Source organism: Alicyclobacillus suci (assembly GCF_017329615.1).
GTDB lineage: Bacteria > Bacillota > Bacilli > Alicyclobacillales > Alicyclobacillaceae > Alicyclobacillus > Alicyclobacillus suci.
In genome coordinates, this window is sequence record NZ_JAFMTW010000010.1 from 1 (window position 1) to 16,876 (window position 16,876).

Consider the following 16,876-nt stretch of genomic DNA (forward strand, 5'->3'; position numbering starts at 1 on the left):
TCCATCGTCGCTGTGACCAAGGTCACGTCGACCGAAACTTTTAGGCGTGTGTGTTCAGTTTTCAAGGAACCAAACCTGCTATGAAAGCCCCACGAACGCAGATTCTGCGAAACATAATGCGGAATCAGATGACGTGATTCTTTCGAGCAAGTGCCGCTTCTGTCGAAGCAGCCTAAGTACAATATCACGAACTGACGTTCGTTGTCAACGGTAAGTGTTTCATTTCATCCAAGTTCTGCTGAACTCTGAAAGGAACGAAACATCGCACGATGACGCGTATCGTACACTTTAGATAAGCTGTGCCGCCGAAGCGACGTGAAACAATATATCATGCGTCATGCGTCTCGTCAACCACTCCATACGAATTTCTTGAACCTCTATATTTCTCTTACGATACTCCGATAGACTAACGACAACAAAATGGCAACAAGGCGACAGCAAACCACGCGACATGCGCAACAATACAACTACAACAATATAACTAAAAAATACAAAAGATGTCCTATCAGATGCCCCCCATCACAAAGGAACCTATCAAACGACAAAAGGGACCTATCAAACGACAGGCCCCTACAGGAATCACTCTAATCGCCCTAATGGTACGGCGGAGCGTGAAAATGATGGACGTTAACCGCATTCCAACGAATTTCAAAGTGAATCGATGACCATCCACGCAGCTCTATGTCAAAGCAGTTGACAAAGTCAAACTAAGGCCGCATTGCATAACTCAGGTCATGGCACCCGAAGCCGTATCCGTCGCTTCCATCTCGGCATCTGAGCGTTCCGTACGTTCGCGCATGAGCGGGAAGAGCAAGACGTCACGAATCGAGGGCTGGCCAGTGAGCAACATGACTAGGCGATCAATGCCAATACCCAACCCACCCGTTGGCGGCATCCCGTGCTCCAGCGCGGTCAGGAAGTCCTCGTCGAGATCTTGCGCCTCATCGTTACCGGCCTCGCGCTCCTTGAGCTGGGCTAAGAAGCGATTGCGTTGATCAATCGGGTCATTCAACTCACTAAACGCATTCCCATGCTCACGACCGACGATAAACAGCTCAAAACGGTCCGTGAAGCGCGGATCTTCGCGATTCATCTTCGCCAGCGGGGAAATCTCCACCGGATGGCCGTAGACGAACGTCGGCTGAACTAGCTTGTCCTCGACGCGTTGCTCAAAAAACTCGTTAAGAATGTGACCATATGTCATCAAATCCGTGATTTGAATATGATGCTCCTTCGCCAACGCCCGCGCTTCCTCGTCGGAAGTCACGGCCCGGAAATCGACACCCGTGTACTCCTGAACCAAATCCGCCATATGCGCTCTGCGCCACGGGGACTCCAGGTCAATCGTCTCGTCTCCATACGCGATGTGTAACGTCCCAGCAACCTTTTGGGCAGCATGGCGAATCATGCCCTCGGTGAGATCCATTATGTCGTGGAAATCCGCGTAGGCCTGATACAGTTCAAGCATGGTGAACTCGGGGTTGTGACGAGTGGAAACCCCCTCGTTGCGATAGACGCGACCGATTTCATAGACCCGTTCAAGCCCGCCGACAATCAGTCGCTTGAGGTGAAGTTCAATGGCGATACGCAAATACAAATCCATATCCAACGCGTTATGATGCGTTGTGAATGGGCGTGCGTGTGCACCACTGGCCACCGCATGGAGCGTCGGCGTCTCCACTTCCAGGTAATCGCGTTCGTCGAGGTATTGACGAATGGCCTGAATAATTCGCGACCGCGCAATAAAGATATCGCGAACTTCCGGATTCACAATGAGATCTAAGTAGCGCTGACGGTATCTCGTCTCCACATCCTTGAGCCCGTGGAACTTCTCCGGAAGCGGCCGTAGCGCCTTCGCCAGCATGTCCAATTTTTCCGCAAGAACCGTTATCTCCCCGCGGTTGGTACGGAACACAGTCCCCTCCACCCCAATGAAATCGCCGAGATCTAGCAGGTTGAACAGACGATACTGCGCTTCCCCGAGCACATCGATTTTCGCATAGATTTGGATACTACCCGAGCGGTCGTTCAAGACGGCGAACGACGCCTTGCCGTGCCCACGCCGAACCATCAAGCGGCCGGCGATGCGCACGCGGTGATTCGCCGCTTCCAACTGCTCCTTGTCCAAATCTGCGGCCAACTCGAGAATGTCCGCCGCATGATGTGTGACGTCGTAGCGATGTCCAAATGGGTCTATCCCCTGTTCGGACATCTGATTCATCTTGTCGATCCGCGTTTGGATCAAGTCCTGCTCTTCCATAGTCACCTCTCCAATGGTAAACGGACGAGGAAAGTCCTCGTCCGGGCGGGAATCATGTATCTTGAAAACGTTATCGTTTAATCTCCAGAATTTTAAATTGGATCACGCCAGCAGGCACATTCACTTCGACAAGCGAACCAACACTCTTGCCCAATAGCGCTCGACCGACCGGAGACTCGTTTGAAATCTTGTTTTGCGCCGGATCTGCCTCAGCCGAGCCGACAATGGTGTACTGAATATCTTCGTCGAACTCAATGTCCTTGAGCGTCACTGTGGAGCCGATACTGACGACGTCTGTATCCACTTCATCCTCGTTGATGATACGCGCGTTGCGCAACATCTTCTCAAGCGTCATAATCCGACCTTCGACAAAAGCTTGTTCATTTTTTGCGTCTTCGTATTCGGAATTTTCGCTGATGTCGCCGTAACTAATTGCCAATTTAATGCGATCAGCCACTTCGCGTCGCTTCACGCCTTTGAGTTGCTCAAGTTCATCCTCGAGCTTCTTTAATCCTTCTGGTGTTAAGAGGACTTCTTTTTCGGCCATCTAAACTTCCGCTCCTTTATAAGACCAGTCGAACAGATACATATGCGTGAAGGCGAATCCCCATTCAGTCAGTACAACGTATGTGCCACTTCTCAGATCAATCGTTCTACGAGGCACCGACAGGCGCCAACGTCTATGCGCCATTATAGAGACGGCCCCACACATTGTCAATCAATCCAAGTGTCCAGACCGCCCCCTGGAAATCACACAGCGTGAAACAAGAAGCGTCACACCAGACCATCCAAGTCACTGTCCGACTCACCAAATAGTTCTGTCTCCGTCACGTTCAACACCTCGGTCAAGCGCTCGACCATCTGGGGCGTCGGCATGCGAGTCCCTCGCTCCAAACTCCCGACAATGGCGACGCTCACCCCAAGCTGTTCCGCCAGTTCAATTTGAGTCAAATGCTTCAACTTGCGATAAGCACGCATTTTTCTACCAAAAACGTCCGACATGGTGCACCTCGTCTTTCTGTCTGTGCAAAGCAGCAAGGGTGGCCATCCGCTCACCGCCCAAACCTCTCCGCGATGGCGCGAGTTCTGCGAGGGGTACAAGAACAAACGCCCGCGACCACATCCGCGGATGCGGTACCTGAAAATCGCCAAAGCAGATGTAGTCGTTATCGTACAACAAGACGTCCAAATCAAGCGTGCGCGGCCCAAACCGAATCTCACGGACGCGATTGGCACGGGCTTCAATGTCCTGCAGCGCGGTCAACAGTTCGCGGGCAGATAACACGGTGCGCAACTGAACCACCATGTTCAGAAAATCCGGTTGCTCCGTATAGCCGACCGGCTTCGTCTCATAAACCGACGAACATCGACAAACGCCAAGCTTCGCCAGTTCTTTCACAGCGAAATCAAGATACTGAATTCGCCGCCCAAGATTTGATCCGACGCCCACGTACACCTCATGCCGGCGATTAGCAGGCGTCGACATGATGTATCTCCTCTAACATCCTGCACATGCGGACAGTCTCTCGCACATCGTGGACGCGAACCATCGTCGCCCCGTGTAAAACCCCATAGGCCACAGTGGCAAGGGAGCCCTCCAGCCTTTCCTCGACCTCGAGCCCTAACGCATGCCCGATGAATCGCTTGCGGCTCGTGCCCAGCAGCACAGGATAGCCAAGTTGACCAAACTGTCCAATGTGGCGAATACAGGCTAAGTTTTGAGTGTACGTTTTGGCGAAGCCAATGCCAGGGTCGACTATCAAACGCGACGGATGCAACCCCGCATCCAACAAGCGCTCAACGCCAGCCCGCACTTCGGCGACAATATCTGACACGGACAGCGCACCATCCACCTGTGGCCGATTGTGCATGTAGACGTACTGTGCCGTATTCCCCTGTAACACGCGAGGCATATCTTTGTCGGCGCAAGCCGAGATATCGTTGATGATAGTAACGCCCACGTCGATGGCCCGCGCCGCGGTCTCGGCGTGATAAGTATCCACCGACACGGGAACGGAAACGTCCGGCAGGAGCGCCCGCAGCACAGGCTCCAAACGGGCCCACTCGGTCTTCGCATCGAGCGGCGTATAGCCGGGACGCGTACTTTCGGCACCAATGTCGAGAATATCGGCCCCATCTTCAATCATCTCATGCGCTCTCTGAATCGCCGCAGAAGGCTCTACATAACGTCCACCATCCGAAAAGGAGTCCGGCGTGACGTTGAGAATTCCCATAACTCGAACGTTCACAACGCTCACTCCCCTTCCCGATTGGCAGACTGACTCTCCTCGATATGTTGAATCATCCGATCCAGGTCGGCACGCGAAAACTGATAGACGTTTCCGCAAAAGTGACAGGTGAGCTCGGCATGCCCATCCTCATCTCGCAAGGTCACGAGTTCATCGTGCCCTAGACTGATAAGGACGCGCTCCAATCGGTCGTACGAACAGGTACACTGGAACCGCACATCCTGTATGCCGTGAATGTGGGCGTCTGGGCACAGCTTGCGAAGTAAGGCCTCCGCCGATGGCGTTTCTTGCAAGAAATTCGTGACGCTCGGGACTCCCTTCAGTTGCTCCTCGATATACGATATATCGGCTTCATCATGCCCCGGCAACAATTGAATTAGAAAACCGCCAGAGACAATGGGTTTTAAATCCGTGCCCACCAAAACGCCCGCGCCCACAGCGGACGGAATTTGTTCCGATGCCACGAAATAATACGTGAAATCATCCGCGATTTCTCCAGTTTGCAGCTCGCTGCTACCCGTATAGAAATCGCGTAGCCCCGTGTCTCGAATCACGTATAACTGCCCTTGACCGACGCCACCGCCCACATCGAGTTTTCCAACAGCATTTAAGGGCAAATCGACGTGTGGATTATCGGCGTATCCCCGAACGTCGCCGTCGGGCGTGGCCTCCACCCAAATTTGTCCGATTGGACCGTCCCCATCAATTTTTACCGTAATCCGTTCCTCATTCTTCAACATCATCGCCATCATGGCCGTGATGGAGGCGGTTCGTCCCAACGCGGCGGTTACAACGGGCCAAGTGTCATGCCGCCGTTGAAGCTCTGCGACAAGGTTCGTAGTTAAGCAAGCAAGAATCAGCACGCGTCCGTCACGCGCTGTTCCACGGATGACTGTATCCTTGTCCAATGAAAATTTCCCCCTCACGATGTATGTGATCTCTGCTGATTACGTCCCCACAGCAATCGAAGCCCAGCAAGGGTCAAATGTGGATGAACGTGATGTGGTGTAGAAAGATGGTCCGCTATCACATGCGACAACCCACCCGTGACGACCACCTGAAACGGCAAATCCAATTCCCGCTTGGCGCGTTCAATCAGGCCGTCGACCATTGCGGCATTCCCATATAAAATGCCGGCTTGCATACTCAAGGTCGTGTTGCGCTGTACAAGTGTATCCGGCCACGCCATCTCCACTTGAGGCAACCGCGACGCCGCAGCAAATAAGGCATTGGCACCGGTCATCACACCGGGCGCAATGGCGCCGCCTAAGTATTGACCTTGGTCGTCAATCACGGAAAGTGTCGTGGCCGTGCCGAGATCGACAATAATTACCGGCGATTGATAGACGTCAACCGCTGCCACGGCATTTGCAATCCGATCCGCCCCCAACGCTCGCGGATCTTCGTAACGTATGGGAATACCTGTCTTGATGCCAGGGCCGACAATCAGCGGCGTCACTTGGAAATACTGCTGTACTGCGTGGACCAACATATTTAACAATGGTGGCACCACGCAACTGAGGACACTGGCGGTCACCTCTTCAGCTGTCGGCACCGTCGACAGCAGCATCTGCAGCTTGAGCCCGAACTCGTCGGCAGTACATCTGATGTCGGTCCCAATGCGCCAAGCCCCAAGCAGCCGCTCTCCACGGTACAGACCCACACTGGTGTTTGTATTGCCGACGTCGAGTACAAGCAGCGTCTCCATGATTGTCTGTCCGACCTTTCGTGCGCTTTAGGATTCGCAAGTCACAATATGAATATCAGAAGCAGTAGCAAGATTCAACTCATAGGGCCTGATTGGCTCCCCGCGCTCGTTCTCAATAGCGCGGACAATCGGCACTTGCCGATTGTCCGCAGATGGCTTAATGACCACTGCTCCATCGCCATTGGATAAACGAACGCTCATGCCAATTGGATAAATCGATATCGTTTGCGCAAATGCATCGATGACCGCACTGGACAACTTTGTCCCTTTATCAGCCAGTAAAATATCGTACGCCTCGTGAGGGAGGTAGGCTTGGCGATAAACTCGGTTCGCCGTGAGGGCCTCGTAGACATCGGCGACTGCAGTCAACTGTGCGAACGGATGAATTTCTGGCGCCTTCAACCCCCACGGGTAGCCGCTACCATCCAGACGTTCGTGATGCTGCAGCGCGACCAGCGAAGATTTCGTCGAGATGTCCCGGATGTCCTTTAAGATGTCGTAACCAAATTGCGCATGCAATTGAACAGTACGATACTCCGCGTGGCTCAGTCGACCAGGCTTGCGCAGAATGTCCTGCGGAATCCGCATTTTCCCCACATCATGCAGTAGCGTCCCGATACCTAGGTCAATTAAATCCGTCTCAGACATCTGCTGCTGCAAACCGAGCGTCAACGCGTAAAATGTCACATTCACAGAGTGATGAAACAACTCACCATCCGATAGGTAGACAGAACCCAATTGCTCCCCAGCGCCGTTATGTTGCCTCAATTGATGAATGATTTCCGACAACAGCGGACCAAACTGACTACGCAAAAAAGTCGGCTTCACCTTGTATGAAAAACTAGTTGAAGAGGACAGCGCAGCCAAGGTCTCATACGTCATCGAAAGGATCTCAATTTTCGTCTGCTCTTCAACCATCTCCGTCACCACGACGTCTTCCGTACCGGCGTTCTCAATACAAACAGCTCGAATTCCTACCCGCTTTAATCGCATAATCAGGCTATCCGTCAGTACGATGCCCCGCGCAAGCAGAGTTCTCCCGCGCCCGTCAGCCACTCGTTGCGCTAAGACGGCCCCCGGCTTGATGTATTTTAGTGCGACCCATCGCACATTCATCCCTCCACAGCGGAGCTAACCTGCAGTAATCAAACTCATCCCCTTTTGTATTCACAGAAAAGCCCCCGAGTTCCTGCCTCGGGGGCCGAAATATGCAATTCGTGACGTTTAAAACGTCTGTCGCACGTTATTTGTAGGCTTCCATAATCTCACGAATTTCCTCTTCGTCAACCGTTTCCTTCTCTAGTAGACGATTGGCCAGTGCATCCAAACATGCGCGCTTCTCGGTCAGGATATTCCGCGTCCGTTCATAGCACGTCTCAATAATACGCTTCATTTCCTGATCAATCTCGAAGGCGACTTGGTCACTGTAATTGGCTTCACCTTGAATGTCCTTGCCCAAGAACACTTGACCGCCCTGGCGACTGCCGTACTGCATTGGCCCAAGTTTTTCGCTCATCCCGTACTCGGTAATCATACTGCGCGCGATAGCAGTCACCCGTTCGAGGTCGTTGGAAGCGCCTGTACTGATTTCACCCAAGACGATTTCTTCAGCGACACGCCCCCCTAACAACCCGCAAATCTGGTTGTACATGTTCTGGCGTGTGATGAAGAAACGGTCTTCTTTGGGCAACGTCACAGTATAGCCGCCAGCCATACCGCGCGGAATAATGGTCACCTTGTGCACCGTATCCCCAGTTTGCAAGAAGTATCCGACGACCGCATGACCTGACTCGTGGAATGCGACCAATTTGCGCTCGTGTTCACTAATCACGCGACTACGCTTTTCAGGCCCTGCCATCACGCGGTCAATCGCCTCGTCAATATCGCTGTTGGTAATTTCGCGTTCCCGTTTACGCGCTGCCAACAACGCCGCCTCGTTCAACACGTTCTCCAAATCCGCACCCGTAAACCCAGGCGTGCGCTTCGCGATAACATCCATCCGAATATCCCGCGCAAACGGTTTATTGCGAGCATGCACACGAAGGATTTCCTCACGCCCCTTGACGTCCGGTCGATTGACGATAATTTGGCGGTCCATCCGGCCCGGACGAAGCAACGCCGGGTCGAGAATGTCCGGCCGGTTCGTCGCTGCGATGATGATGATGCCCTCGTTGGCAGAGAACCCATCCATCTCGACGAGCAACTGGTTGAGCGTTTGTTCTCGTTCGTCGTGTCCGCCGCCGAGCCCCGCACCACGGTGCCGACCGACAGCGTCAATTTCGTCGATAAAGATGATACACGGTGCATTTTTCTTCGCGTTCTCGAACAAATCGCGTACACGCGATGCACCGACACCCACAAACATCTCGACGAAATCCGAACCGCTGATGCTAAAAAACGGCACGCCCGCCTCACCGGCGACCGCTCTCGCCAATAGCGTCTTACCGGTTCCCGGCGGGCCGACGAGCAAGACGCCCTTCGGAATCCGCGCACCCAATGCGGAAAACCGTTTTGGGTCTTTCAGGAACTCCACAATTTCGACCAGTTCTTCCTTCTCTTCATCCGCACCCGCAACGTCGGCAAACGTAACTTTGCGCTTTTCCTCTGAGTACAGGCGTGCACGGCTCTTCCCGAAGTTCATGACGCGGCTGCCGCCACCCTGCGCCTGATTAAACAAGAAGAACATCACAATGAACAGGAAGACGAACGGCACAACGGACTCAAGGAATTGAATCCAGACACTGGCCTTCGGCTGCGGCGAAACGGTGAACGAAATATTGTTCTTCGTCAACGTCGGCTGCAAATTATCATCATACAGCGCCCTTGTCTCGAACTTGCTGCCGTTCTTCAATTGCCCATCCAGGGTCGCCGTCAAGCCTTCAGGCGTGACCTGAACTGGCTGCTTGGGGCTAGAACTAATCTGCCCTTGCTTCATCTCCTGGACAAATTGGCTGTATGGAATCGTCTGCCGCGAGTGATCCGAGCCAGTCAGATACTGCACGACACCGACAATCGCTAATAAAATGAGCACGTAAAACACGATACTCCGGTAAAACTTGTTCATGCCTTACCTCCTCTCGGTTATGGCGGGAATAATTGTACCATACGCATTGTGGCCCTTCCTAGTCGCGTACAGCCCGCTTCCCGTCAGTCCGTATCGCTTGTCGCATAGATGTCAGATTTAAGGACGCCCACGACCGGCAAGTTGCGGTACTGCTCAGCATAGTCGAGACCATAACCGACAATAAAGGCATTGGGCACAGTAAATCCGTAGTAATCTGGGGCAATGTCGACTTTGCGTCCGCTCGGCTTATCAAAGAGCGAAACGATTTTGACAGAAGCCGCATGGCGATGCATCAGCGTCTCACGCAAGTACTTCAACGTCAGGCCTGTATCCACAATGTCTTCGACAATCACCACGTGACGACCCTCGATAGACCGGTCCAAATCCTTTAAGATTCTGACCACGCCAGACGATTTCGACGACGTCCCATAACTGGAAATCGCCATGAAGTCCATCTCCATGGGGACTTCTACCCGCTTCACCAAGTCCGCCATAAACAGCGTCGCACCTTTAAGAATGCAAATAAACAGAGGATTTTTCCCCCTGTAGTCCTCCGTCAATTGCTGACCGAGCTCGCGGACTTTACTTTGAATCGTTTCTTCGTCAAATAAAATGCTTTCCAGGTCGGGATGCATGTGTGCCTCCTAGTACGTGTCTGTTATTCACTTATCATACGTCGAGTTTCCCGTGAGAATGTCCCAATCTCATCACGAGCGGCTCGATTCATATGCGCTACGATGACGAACACATCCCCATCGTCCGTTCCCTCTACCGTCTCCGCTTCCGTGCGAACAAGGCCCGGCAACCAAACCACTCGGCCGTCGACGGAGACAATAGGCCACTGTGATCGGAAAGTACGGGGGATTTTTTTGTCCGTGTATATGTCCTGCAATTTCTTCGATCCGTTTAGCCCCAAGGGGCGAACGCGCACAGCAGTGGACACGCCAAGTCGGATTTCCAGTTGAACCCCTACCGGGACGTAAATCCGCCACAATCCCGTAAAGTGGTGGCGCAAGACATCACGCCGACGCATGCGAACCGCGAAAAATCGCCACCGCACAGTCGTGCCGTCTACGGTGAGCCGATGCATTTGTGCAGGGTTCCAGACGACCATGGGCGTCTCGTCCTGCCTCATACGTGGTTTCGCGTGCCCTATGTACAGATTTTCATAACTCCGCCATGCTTCAACGCCGTGCGGGAGTTGAACACTGCTTTCTCCACCGTCTGTTTCGGTGAGGTGTCGCACAGCTTCAATATGGCGCGAAGACCAACCTGTCAATGCGAAACAATTCAATAGTATTTGAATCAGTCGACGTTGTAAAGAAACGTGCGCGGCAATCAGTGCCTTCCGGCGAATCCGAAACAACCCCGTCGCAGGTTCGTCGACCACCAATTCCCGAAGTTTTTGGGCTTGCGCTCGAAGATAGTCGTCATCGTCCTGCAACGTCTCCGTCAACCGCGCCGTGACGGCACCGATTTCAGGCTGCAGGCGCGCCAACTGTGGAACCACGTGCCGCCGTAGAAAATTTCGGGTAAATCGATCATCCGCATTGGTCTCGTCTTCCACATGCGGGACACCATGTTCACGTGCATACGCCGCCAGCGCCTCTTTCGACAGCGCAAGCAAGGGACGAATCAAACAAACCCCCGCCCGCTGACTCACGGCGCGCATGCCGGATAGCCCGTGCAATCCAGCGCCTCGCAACCAACGCAATAACACCGTCTCCACCTGGTCGCCCTGATGATGGGCCAGCGCGATGACTGGATGCGGGTACGCCCGTGCCACTTCAGTGAGTGCAGCATACCGTGCGGTTCTAGCGGCCGCCTCGATGCCCATCTTGCTCTGCGCGTCGATTGTAACGCGAACTTCTTTGCAGGCAATGCCGTGTGCTTGGCAGTACGAGCGGACGAAAGCTGCATCGTGATCCGCCAATTCGCGAAGGCCGTGGTGCACGTGGACGACCAAGAGGGATCGAAAAAGGGGCGGCCGCTCTCCCGACAACGCCTGCATTACATGCAGCATCGCCATGGAGTCCAACCCGCCCGACACACCAAGAATCAGTGTATTCTGTGCATCCACATGTTGTTGAAGAAAGCGCCGAACAATCTCTCGAACCTGCATCCCGATGATTCACTCCGCCTATCGAAGGTACTCTGCCCACGCACCTGCTGTAGAAATCATAGCACAGGTGAGCGCGTACCACATCAGCCGTTCCGTCCAATCCGCCCGTCCGGCGGTGGACTTGCCTGGTCGTCTGGGCTGCGACTTGCGTTTTTGTTGGCCTAGCGCGGTGCTGCCCGACGCGACCGCACCGGTGGCTGCCGCTTGTCGGTGCGCCTTTGCAACGACCGGTCGCCGGTCGGCCGGTAAATCGTACACACGGTGAATCAGTTCGTCCGCGTGATTAATCCGCCCATAGACCGCATCTTCCAGGAGCGTACTGAGTCGTTTTTGGCGCAGCCCGCGAATGGTTCTGAGCATCCAAGCTTGCCGTCGTTCAAGCGGCCATTGCGACAAGGTTTTCGGCGGAGTCTCGCACAAGGTCGCAACCATCAACGCCAAAGCTGCGATATCGTAACGCGCAGATGCCCGCCGTTCCCCAAGTCCCCAAAACGCCACGTCGGAAGTTGGTGTAAATTGCCGGACAGATCTGCCAAACGGCGTGACCCCTCCGACGTCGACGAATCGAACGCACTGATTTTCATGCAGGTTGACAAGTAAGTTTTGCGGCTTGATATCGCAAAAGGCGTGGCTCGATTTGTGCAAATGACGCAAAGCATATGCGGTAGCCAAGAGAATCCGCTTCACACCAGCTGCATCTAAACGCGGCCACACGACGTCGAGCGGCTGCCCATCGACCAATTCCATGACGTAAAAGTAAAGCGATGGGTGTGCGGCACTGTCGTCTATACAGTGGGGCTTTGGAAACGCGAAGCCATGTGCGCTCAACTGTTCCAAAAGGCCCCACTCAAAGGCAACAGCCCCTGCATCCTCACATACCTTCATCGCATACCGCTGGTGATCCGCCCCACGCACCGCATAAACAGCACCGTTGGCACCCACACCGAGCGCTCCCTGAACCACCCACTGCTGCCGGGTCCATTTCCCAAGCACTTTGCTGCCCTTCGTCAGGCGTGGATGTACCCCCTGTGTCATGCGTAATCGCGCCGTGGGCCATCCTCAAATTCAACCGCCGACGTATCATGTCGCAGTTGTTTCAGAAGGCTGATAGCATGGCGTATCGCAGGACCTGTCGGCGTCCCCCCGCGCGCCTGCAAAGACGCCTCCAACCCCTGCATATCCACTTCATCTGAAAAGTCCTGAACCAATTTGGTGGACTGTTCACCCGCTCCCGGGAAGGCGATAACCGCAACTTGGGACGTCCCCAGGCGAACCTGCAAGGACAACGCGAGGTCCCGCACCGCTTCGCGCACCGTCGGAATTTTGTCCTTCATGCTCGCACTCGTGTCAATCGCGACGACGACATGCAACCCCACTTCCTCTTCCAGTTTGTCGACCACTTGCATGACTCGACTCCTGTCGGCTGGCGGTAGCTCCTCCGTCGACTTGCCCATGACACTTTGCAATTCCTGATTGACAACCTGCTGGAGCGTCATTTGCATTGTCTGGTGCGTCATCATCTGCGCCGTCGCCGACAAATCCACTGGGTGAACGATGCGACACATGCCGCCTCCGGCGTCTGCAATCGACATCGCCTCGTCGCGGCCGACCACGCCCATGTCCCCTTTGTCCACAACGCCGATGACATTGACCACAATTCCTTGGCGACGCGCCTCACTTGCGCACTGAATCGGGTCTTCCCCGATATTCGAGTACCCGTCGGTAATCACGAGAATCTGACGAATCATTGCCTCTTTACTCAATGAACCCACCTCCGAGTTGTTCTAAGTCCAGTATGGACGCGAGAGGTGGGCTTCATTCACTTGTGCCTATGAAATTTGATGTGAGACCTCCATTACGCGCCACGCCGTCGTTTCGCGGCTTTGCGCAGGCTCGGGACACTAGGCAGCTTAATCGCCGCCCACTCCTGTTCCTGGTGTTCCACCACAGCCACGACCACGGTCATGTCATCGCGAATCGTGCCGTGATTCATCCGGACTGCAGTCTCGATGAGGGTATCCGCAATCGCCTGCGGGTCAGTCGTCTCCAGTTTGGCAATCGCCGACCGCAGCCAACTTTCCCTGTCATAACTGTGTGGCGGCGCATCGTAAAGGCCGTCGGACATCAACACAAGAATATCGCCTGCTTGTAACTGATGCTCGATAGACTGCACCTCGATATCCTGCAAGATGCCAATGGGCACATTGTCGCCGGTGATTTCCACGACCTCGCTGCCTCGCTTGACGTAGCTGGGCGCAGAACCGATTTTCAAAAAGTCGGCTTTCGCGTTAAACAAGTCGACGAGCGCCATATCGAGTGTAGTGAACATCTCATCTCGCGATCGCAAGAGCAAGGTCGAATTGACCGTCCGAATGGCGAGTTTTTCGTCAAAGCCCGCCTTCATCAATTTCTTCAACAAATCAATAGCCGCCTTTGACTCTCGTTTGGCGCGCTCGCCATTGCCCATACCGTCGCTGACCGCGACCGCATGCCGCCCGTTGCCTAGGTCGACACTGGTATATGTGTCACCCGACACAATCCGCCCATCCCGCGCCACCGTAGCCACCGCAGTATTGACTCGGAACAACCGAGCAGAGGCGAAGACGCTAGTACACGGTCCACCCTCGACTTGTTGATGAACTTGCGACACGCTGATATGCTCGCCGAGAATTCCTGACAAGAGCGGCGCAATCATGCGGGACGAATTCTCATACGCACCTTCGGTCGGCTGCGTGACTTCAATTTCGACTTTGCCGGGCTCAAGGCTGACAATGTGTACGTCGTCCACGTACAACCCAAGTTGTTCAAGCGCCGCAATGATTTGCTCCTCCTCTGAAAGCGACGACTTGTGCCCCTCCTCCAATTCCATCGCCATGCCACGCACCACCGATGCCACGCCAGAGAGTTGTGCGGAGAGCAACGTCCGCTGCTCGCGCAACTTTTTCATCCATTTCGCGTCCCGATTGGTGACGTCGAGATTGTAGCGCAATGTGCTCATCAGGGGATCAATTCGTATACACCGCTCCTTCATCTCGTTACTCGGATTGGCGCGGCGGCCGCCTGCCGACTCAATGTTGCGCAACGTATTGGCCATCGCGTGATACGTCTGCATACTCTCTTTATCCCAGCACTTCGCTCGGCGCGGACAAAGCGTACAGACGCTCTGCGAGGTGGCAGAAACAATTTGTGTGACGAGCTGTTGCGCCGCCACATACTCGTTTTCCCCCGTGTCTTGAAACGAGTTGGACAACTCCTCGAACACTTGACTGACTTCGTGGATTTTCTCGGTTAACAATGCGTTGACGCGCTGGACCCGCTCGCGCTCGGACTGCGTGTGTTCGCGAGTGCCTGGCACATATGTGCGCAATTCGTTCTCCAGCCGCTTCGGTGTCGCAAAGTACAGGACGGATGCAATGGATGAAGTGAGCAGGGTCAACAGGAGTGTATGGATACTATGGGCATACGTCGCGGTCAGTACAGTCGTGCTGAGTACAAACGAGAAGCTGACAAAGAACCGATTGGTATCGCGCAAAAGTCCACCTAGCAAGGCGGCGAACCCCAGTATCGCAACCGTCGATAACGACGCTTCGTGATTGAGTAACGATAACATGCTGACGACAATTGCACCGGCGACACCAACACCTATTCCACCGCAAGTCATCACGAGGACAATCCAGTCGATGGCGATACCCGATAGGGCAACGCCTTTGACGCTCAATCCACTAAACCCCATCACCACAGATGCCACCAAAATCACGACGCTGATAATTTGTTCGTACTTCAATGTACGAGTATGTTCCTGACCGACAAACAAACTCATGCATTGAATGAAAATCAACGATAAGATGGTGACAAGTGCCGCCTCTGCGAGGGCGACCAGAACGTCGTAGCCCGTCCACACAGTGCCAATCATCGCGAGTTTCGCCACCAGCGACACCACACCCGCCGTGATTGGAATGTAGTGCAAGTCGGGTGACTTTTTGCGGAAGACATATCGGCGGACAACACGGTACAGGACAAGTTCTACCAACATGGTGATGGCCCCTAGCACACCGCCCTCTGTAAAACTGCCGGCGACGGCGAAGTAAGCGGGCCAGGCTTTTTTGCGACCTGCTACTTCCGAAAGCACCGCGAAATAGGCGAGCCCAAATGGGGAGACGACATGTTCGATGTTGGCACGTCCGAGCAAAAATCCAATCGCGGTCAGGACTAGTACACGCCTCCACGCATGCCAAGTCCAACGCGGCAAGGGAACGACTTTTGAGCTGCTTGTCCGATTTTCCTTTGCACTGTTGTGCATCAGGGATAATTGCGCCATGACACGCGCTCCTTCCAGTAATGTGTATGGACATTATACGAAGGGGATGACAAATATTTTGTCAAACGGCGTCATCGATACCGATAAAAATTCCGACAATTTTTTCTGTATACATCCACAAGTCAACAAGGAGGAGAACCATGGTGGAGCAATCGCAAGATAGGCCTTCGTGGGACGAGTATTTTATGATGATGGCCCGCGATGTGGTGGCCCAACGGGCCACGTGTAATCGAAGAAAAGTAGGCGCAGTGATGGTGCGCAACAAGCGCATCCTCACCACGGGCTATAACGGATCACCGCCGGGCATGCCCCATTGCACGGAAGTCGGGTGTTGGGAAGTCGACGGCCATTGTATTCGCACCATCCATGCGGAACAAAACGCGATTGCACAAGCTGCCTTACACGGTGTCAGTACGGATGGAGCGACCATTTACATTACAGCGGCCCCCTGTGTGAACTGTGCTAAATTGCTGATTGCCGCAGGCGTCTCACGTGTCGTATACGCCGATGAATACACCGAATCACTGGGCCAACAAGTGTTAGCCGAAAAAGGCATTTTGTGTGAACAATACAAAGGGCGATAGTCGTTTTGCTGTGACAAGAAGCGGCAGATGTGGACGAATCAAAGAGAATTTTGACGGATAAAGGGTTGTTCGCAGGGCACAAACGCCTAGTTCTGCGTAAACTAACATCAAACCTAGGCAGGGAGAAACAACGACAACACTGTCAAAGGCGAGGTGAATGGAATGCCGGAGTGGTTACGGAGTCAATTGCGGCGGGCGTTCCAGAATCGTGATAGAAAATCCATCCAGATGCTCAACCAGGCGTTCTTTCGATACCGCAACCGTCAAACTTGATGCCTGTCGTGGATGGAGAGTTGCCTGAGCGCTGCGACGGGTGGCCTTCAGGCAACTCCCTAGTCCCGGTTCGTCCATGGACAACACCCTCACCGGAGCCACGCTCCGGTTTTACGTCGCCGCAAGGACGGTCATTAGCACGAAAATTGCGTACGCAATCAGCAGTACAACGGCAGACCTCACGCGCCATCTGCGCAAATTCCAGATGACTGCGAAGACGACCACACAAGTCAACAGGATGAGAAAGCATACGAACGGCACGAGGTGAGCTGACGGAATCATCGGACGCATGAACGGT

At 54.0% G+C, this 16,876-nt stretch carries 17 protein-coding genes; 2 read left to right on the forward strand and 15 right to left on the reverse strand.

Features of this window, described 5'->3' with window-relative positions; all coding sequences use genetic code 11:
* Nucleotides 1-727: 727 nt before the first annotated feature.
* From lysS to spoIIE, 14 genes are all read right to left on the reverse strand, one after another.
* Nucleotides 728-2,260, reverse strand: a complete 1,533-nt coding sequence (gene lysS / locus J3482_RS07205; protein ID WP_206916424.1) for a lysine--tRNA ligase — start codon at nucleotides 2,258-2,260, stop codon at nucleotides 728-730.
* A 70-nt stretch (nucleotides 2,261-2,330) separates the two neighbouring features.
* Complete coding sequence (greA, locus tag J3482_RS07210) at nucleotides 2,331-2,807, reverse strand: transcription elongation factor GreA (RefSeq protein WP_021294617.1); 477 nt, start codon at nucleotides 2,805-2,807, stop codon at nucleotides 2,331-2,333.
* 227 nt (nucleotides 2,808-3,034) lie between these two features.
* A complete protein-coding gene (locus tag J3482_RS07215) occupies nucleotides 3,035-3,262 on the reverse strand; it encodes a helix-turn-helix domain-containing protein (protein ID WP_146823486.1) in 228 nt (75 codons plus the stop codon).
* Complete coding sequence (gene folK / locus J3482_RS07220; protein ID WP_146823487.1) at nucleotides 3,243-3,746, reverse strand: 2-amino-4-hydroxy-6-hydroxymethyldihydropteridine diphosphokinase; 504 nt, start codon at nucleotides 3,744-3,746, stop codon at nucleotides 3,243-3,245. The genes J3482_RS07215 and folK overlap by 20 nt, the downstream gene beginning before the upstream one ends.
* Nucleotides 3,730-4,509 carry a dihydropteroate synthase gene (folP, locus tag J3482_RS07225; RefSeq protein ID WP_223204170.1) on the reverse strand — a complete coding sequence of 260 codons (780 nt, stop codon included), beginning with the start codon at nucleotides 4,507-4,509 and terminating at the stop codon, nucleotides 3,730-3,732. Before folP ends, folK begins: the two co-directional genes overlap by 17 nt.
* Nucleotides 4,510-4,514: 5 nt before the next feature.
* A complete protein-coding gene (hslO, locus tag J3482_RS07230) occupies nucleotides 4,515-5,417 on the reverse strand; it encodes an Hsp33 family molecular chaperone HslO (protein WP_146823489.1) in 903 nt (300 codons plus the stop codon).
* 14 nt (nucleotides 5,418-5,431) lie between these two features.
* Entirely contained in the window at nucleotides 5,432-6,217 is a 786-nt protein-coding gene (locus tag J3482_RS07235; RefSeq protein WP_146823491.1) for a type III pantothenate kinase, read from the reverse strand.
* 27 nt (nucleotides 6,218-6,244) lie between these two features.
* Nucleotides 6,245-7,327 carry an HD-GYP domain-containing protein gene (locus J3482_RS07240; protein ID WP_146823493.1) on the reverse strand — a complete coding sequence of 361 codons (1,083 nt, stop codon included), beginning with the start codon at nucleotides 7,325-7,327 and terminating at the stop codon, nucleotides 6,245-6,247.
* Nucleotides 7,328-7,460: 133 nt separating this feature from the next.
* Nucleotides 7,461-9,281, reverse strand: a complete 1,821-nt coding sequence (gene ftsH / locus J3482_RS07245) for an ATP-dependent zinc metalloprotease FtsH (protein ID WP_146823495.1) — start codon at nucleotides 9,279-9,281, stop codon at nucleotides 7,461-7,463.
* 83 nt (nucleotides 9,282-9,364) lie between these two features.
* Nucleotides 9,365-9,916, reverse strand: coding sequence for a hypoxanthine phosphoribosyltransferase (hpt, locus tag J3482_RS07250; protein WP_021294625.1), 552 nt, complete (start codon nucleotides 9,914-9,916; stop codon nucleotides 9,365-9,367).
* A 23-nt stretch (nucleotides 9,917-9,939) separates the two neighbouring features.
* Nucleotides 9,940-11,403, reverse strand: coding sequence for a tRNA lysidine(34) synthetase TilS (tilS, locus tag J3482_RS07255; RefSeq protein ID WP_206916421.1), 1,464 nt, complete (start codon nucleotides 11,401-11,403; stop codon nucleotides 9,940-9,942).
* 18 nt (nucleotides 11,404-11,421) lie between these two features.
* Entirely contained in the window at nucleotides 11,422-12,438 is a 1,017-nt protein-coding gene (locus J3482_RS07260) for a protein kinase domain-containing protein (RefSeq protein WP_206922225.1), read from the reverse strand.
* A complete protein-coding gene (locus tag J3482_RS07265; protein WP_223204171.1) occupies nucleotides 12,435-13,175 on the reverse strand; it encodes a vWA domain-containing protein in 741 nt (246 codons plus the stop codon). The genes J3482_RS07260 and J3482_RS07265 overlap by 4 nt, the downstream gene beginning before the upstream one ends.
* Nucleotides 13,176-13,258: 83 nt before the next feature.
* On the reverse strand, nucleotides 13,259-15,721 hold the full coding sequence (gene spoIIE / locus J3482_RS07270) for a stage II sporulation protein E (RefSeq protein ID WP_223204172.1): 2,463 nt from the start codon (nucleotides 15,719-15,721) through the stop codon (nucleotides 13,259-13,261).
* A 140-nt stretch (nucleotides 15,722-15,861) separates the two neighbouring features.
* Here spoIIE and J3482_RS07275 point away from each other — a divergent pair, with 140 nt between their 5' ends.
* Together J3482_RS07275 and cmpA are read left to right on the forward strand one after the other, a co-directional pair.
* A complete protein-coding gene (locus tag J3482_RS07275; RefSeq protein WP_146823503.1) occupies nucleotides 15,862-16,305 on the forward strand; it encodes a deoxycytidylate deaminase in 444 nt (147 codons plus the stop codon).
* 162 nt (nucleotides 16,306-16,467) lie between these two features.
* Nucleotides 16,468-16,578 (forward strand): cortex morphogenetic protein CmpA, encoded by a 111-nt coding sequence (gene cmpA / locus J3482_RS07280; protein ID WP_146823505.1) that lies wholly within the window; start codon nucleotides 16,468-16,470, stop codon nucleotides 16,576-16,578.
* 111 nt (nucleotides 16,579-16,689) lie between these two features.
* Here cmpA and J3482_RS07285 read toward each other — a convergent pair whose 3' ends face one another.
* On the reverse strand, nucleotides 16,690-16,869 hold the full coding sequence (locus J3482_RS07285) for a hypothetical protein (protein ID WP_146823507.1): 180 nt from the start codon (nucleotides 16,867-16,869) through the stop codon (nucleotides 16,690-16,692).
* Nucleotides 16,870-16,876 lie beyond the last annotated feature (7 nt).

Coding starts and splice junctions, on each gene's coding strand:
- lysS (WP_206916424.1), bottom strand. CDS start 2,260: ATGGAAGAGCAGGACTTGATCCAAACGCGGATCGACAAGATGAATCAG.
- greA (WP_021294617.1), bottom strand. CDS start 2,807: ATGGCCGAAAAAGAAGTCCTCTTAACACCAGAAGGATTAAAGAAGCTC.
- J3482_RS07215 (WP_146823486.1), bottom strand. CDS start 3,262: ATGTCGGACGTTTTTGGTAGAAAAATGCGTGCTTATCGCAAGTTGAAG.
- folK (WP_146823487.1), bottom strand. CDS start 3,746: ATGTCGACGCCTGCTAATCGCCGGCATGAGGTGTACGTGGGCGTCGGA.
- J3482_RS07235 (WP_146823491.1), bottom strand. CDS start 6,217: ATGGAGACGCTGCTTGTACTCGACGTCGGCAATACAAACACCAGTGTG.
- ftsH (WP_146823495.1), bottom strand. CDS start 9,281: ATGAACAAGTTTTACCGGAGTATCGTGTTTTACGTGCTCATTTTATTA.
- hpt (WP_021294625.1), bottom strand. CDS start 9,916: ATGCATCCCGACCTGGAAAGCATTTTATTTGACGAAGAAACGATTCAA.
- tilS (WP_206916421.1), bottom strand. CDS start 11,403: ATGCAGGTTCGAGAGATTGTTCGGCGCTTTCTTCAACAACATGTGGAT.
- J3482_RS07260 (WP_206922225.1), bottom strand. CDS start 12,438: ATGACACAGGGGGTACATCCACGCCTGACGAAGGGCAGCAAAGTGCTT.
- spoIIE (WP_223204172.1), bottom strand. CDS start 15,721: ATGGCGCAATTATCCCTGATGCACAACAGTGCAAAGGAAAATCGGACA.
- J3482_RS07275 (WP_146823503.1), top strand. CDS start 15,862: ATGGTGGAGCAATCGCAAGATAGGCCTTCGTGGGACGAGTATTTTATG.
- cmpA (WP_146823505.1), top strand. CDS start 16,468: ATGCCGGAGTGGTTACGGAGTCAATTGCGGCGGGCGTTCCAGAATCGT.
- J3482_RS07285 (WP_146823507.1), bottom strand. CDS start 16,869: ATGCGTCCGATGATTCCGTCAGCTCACCTCGTGCCGTTCGTATGCTTT.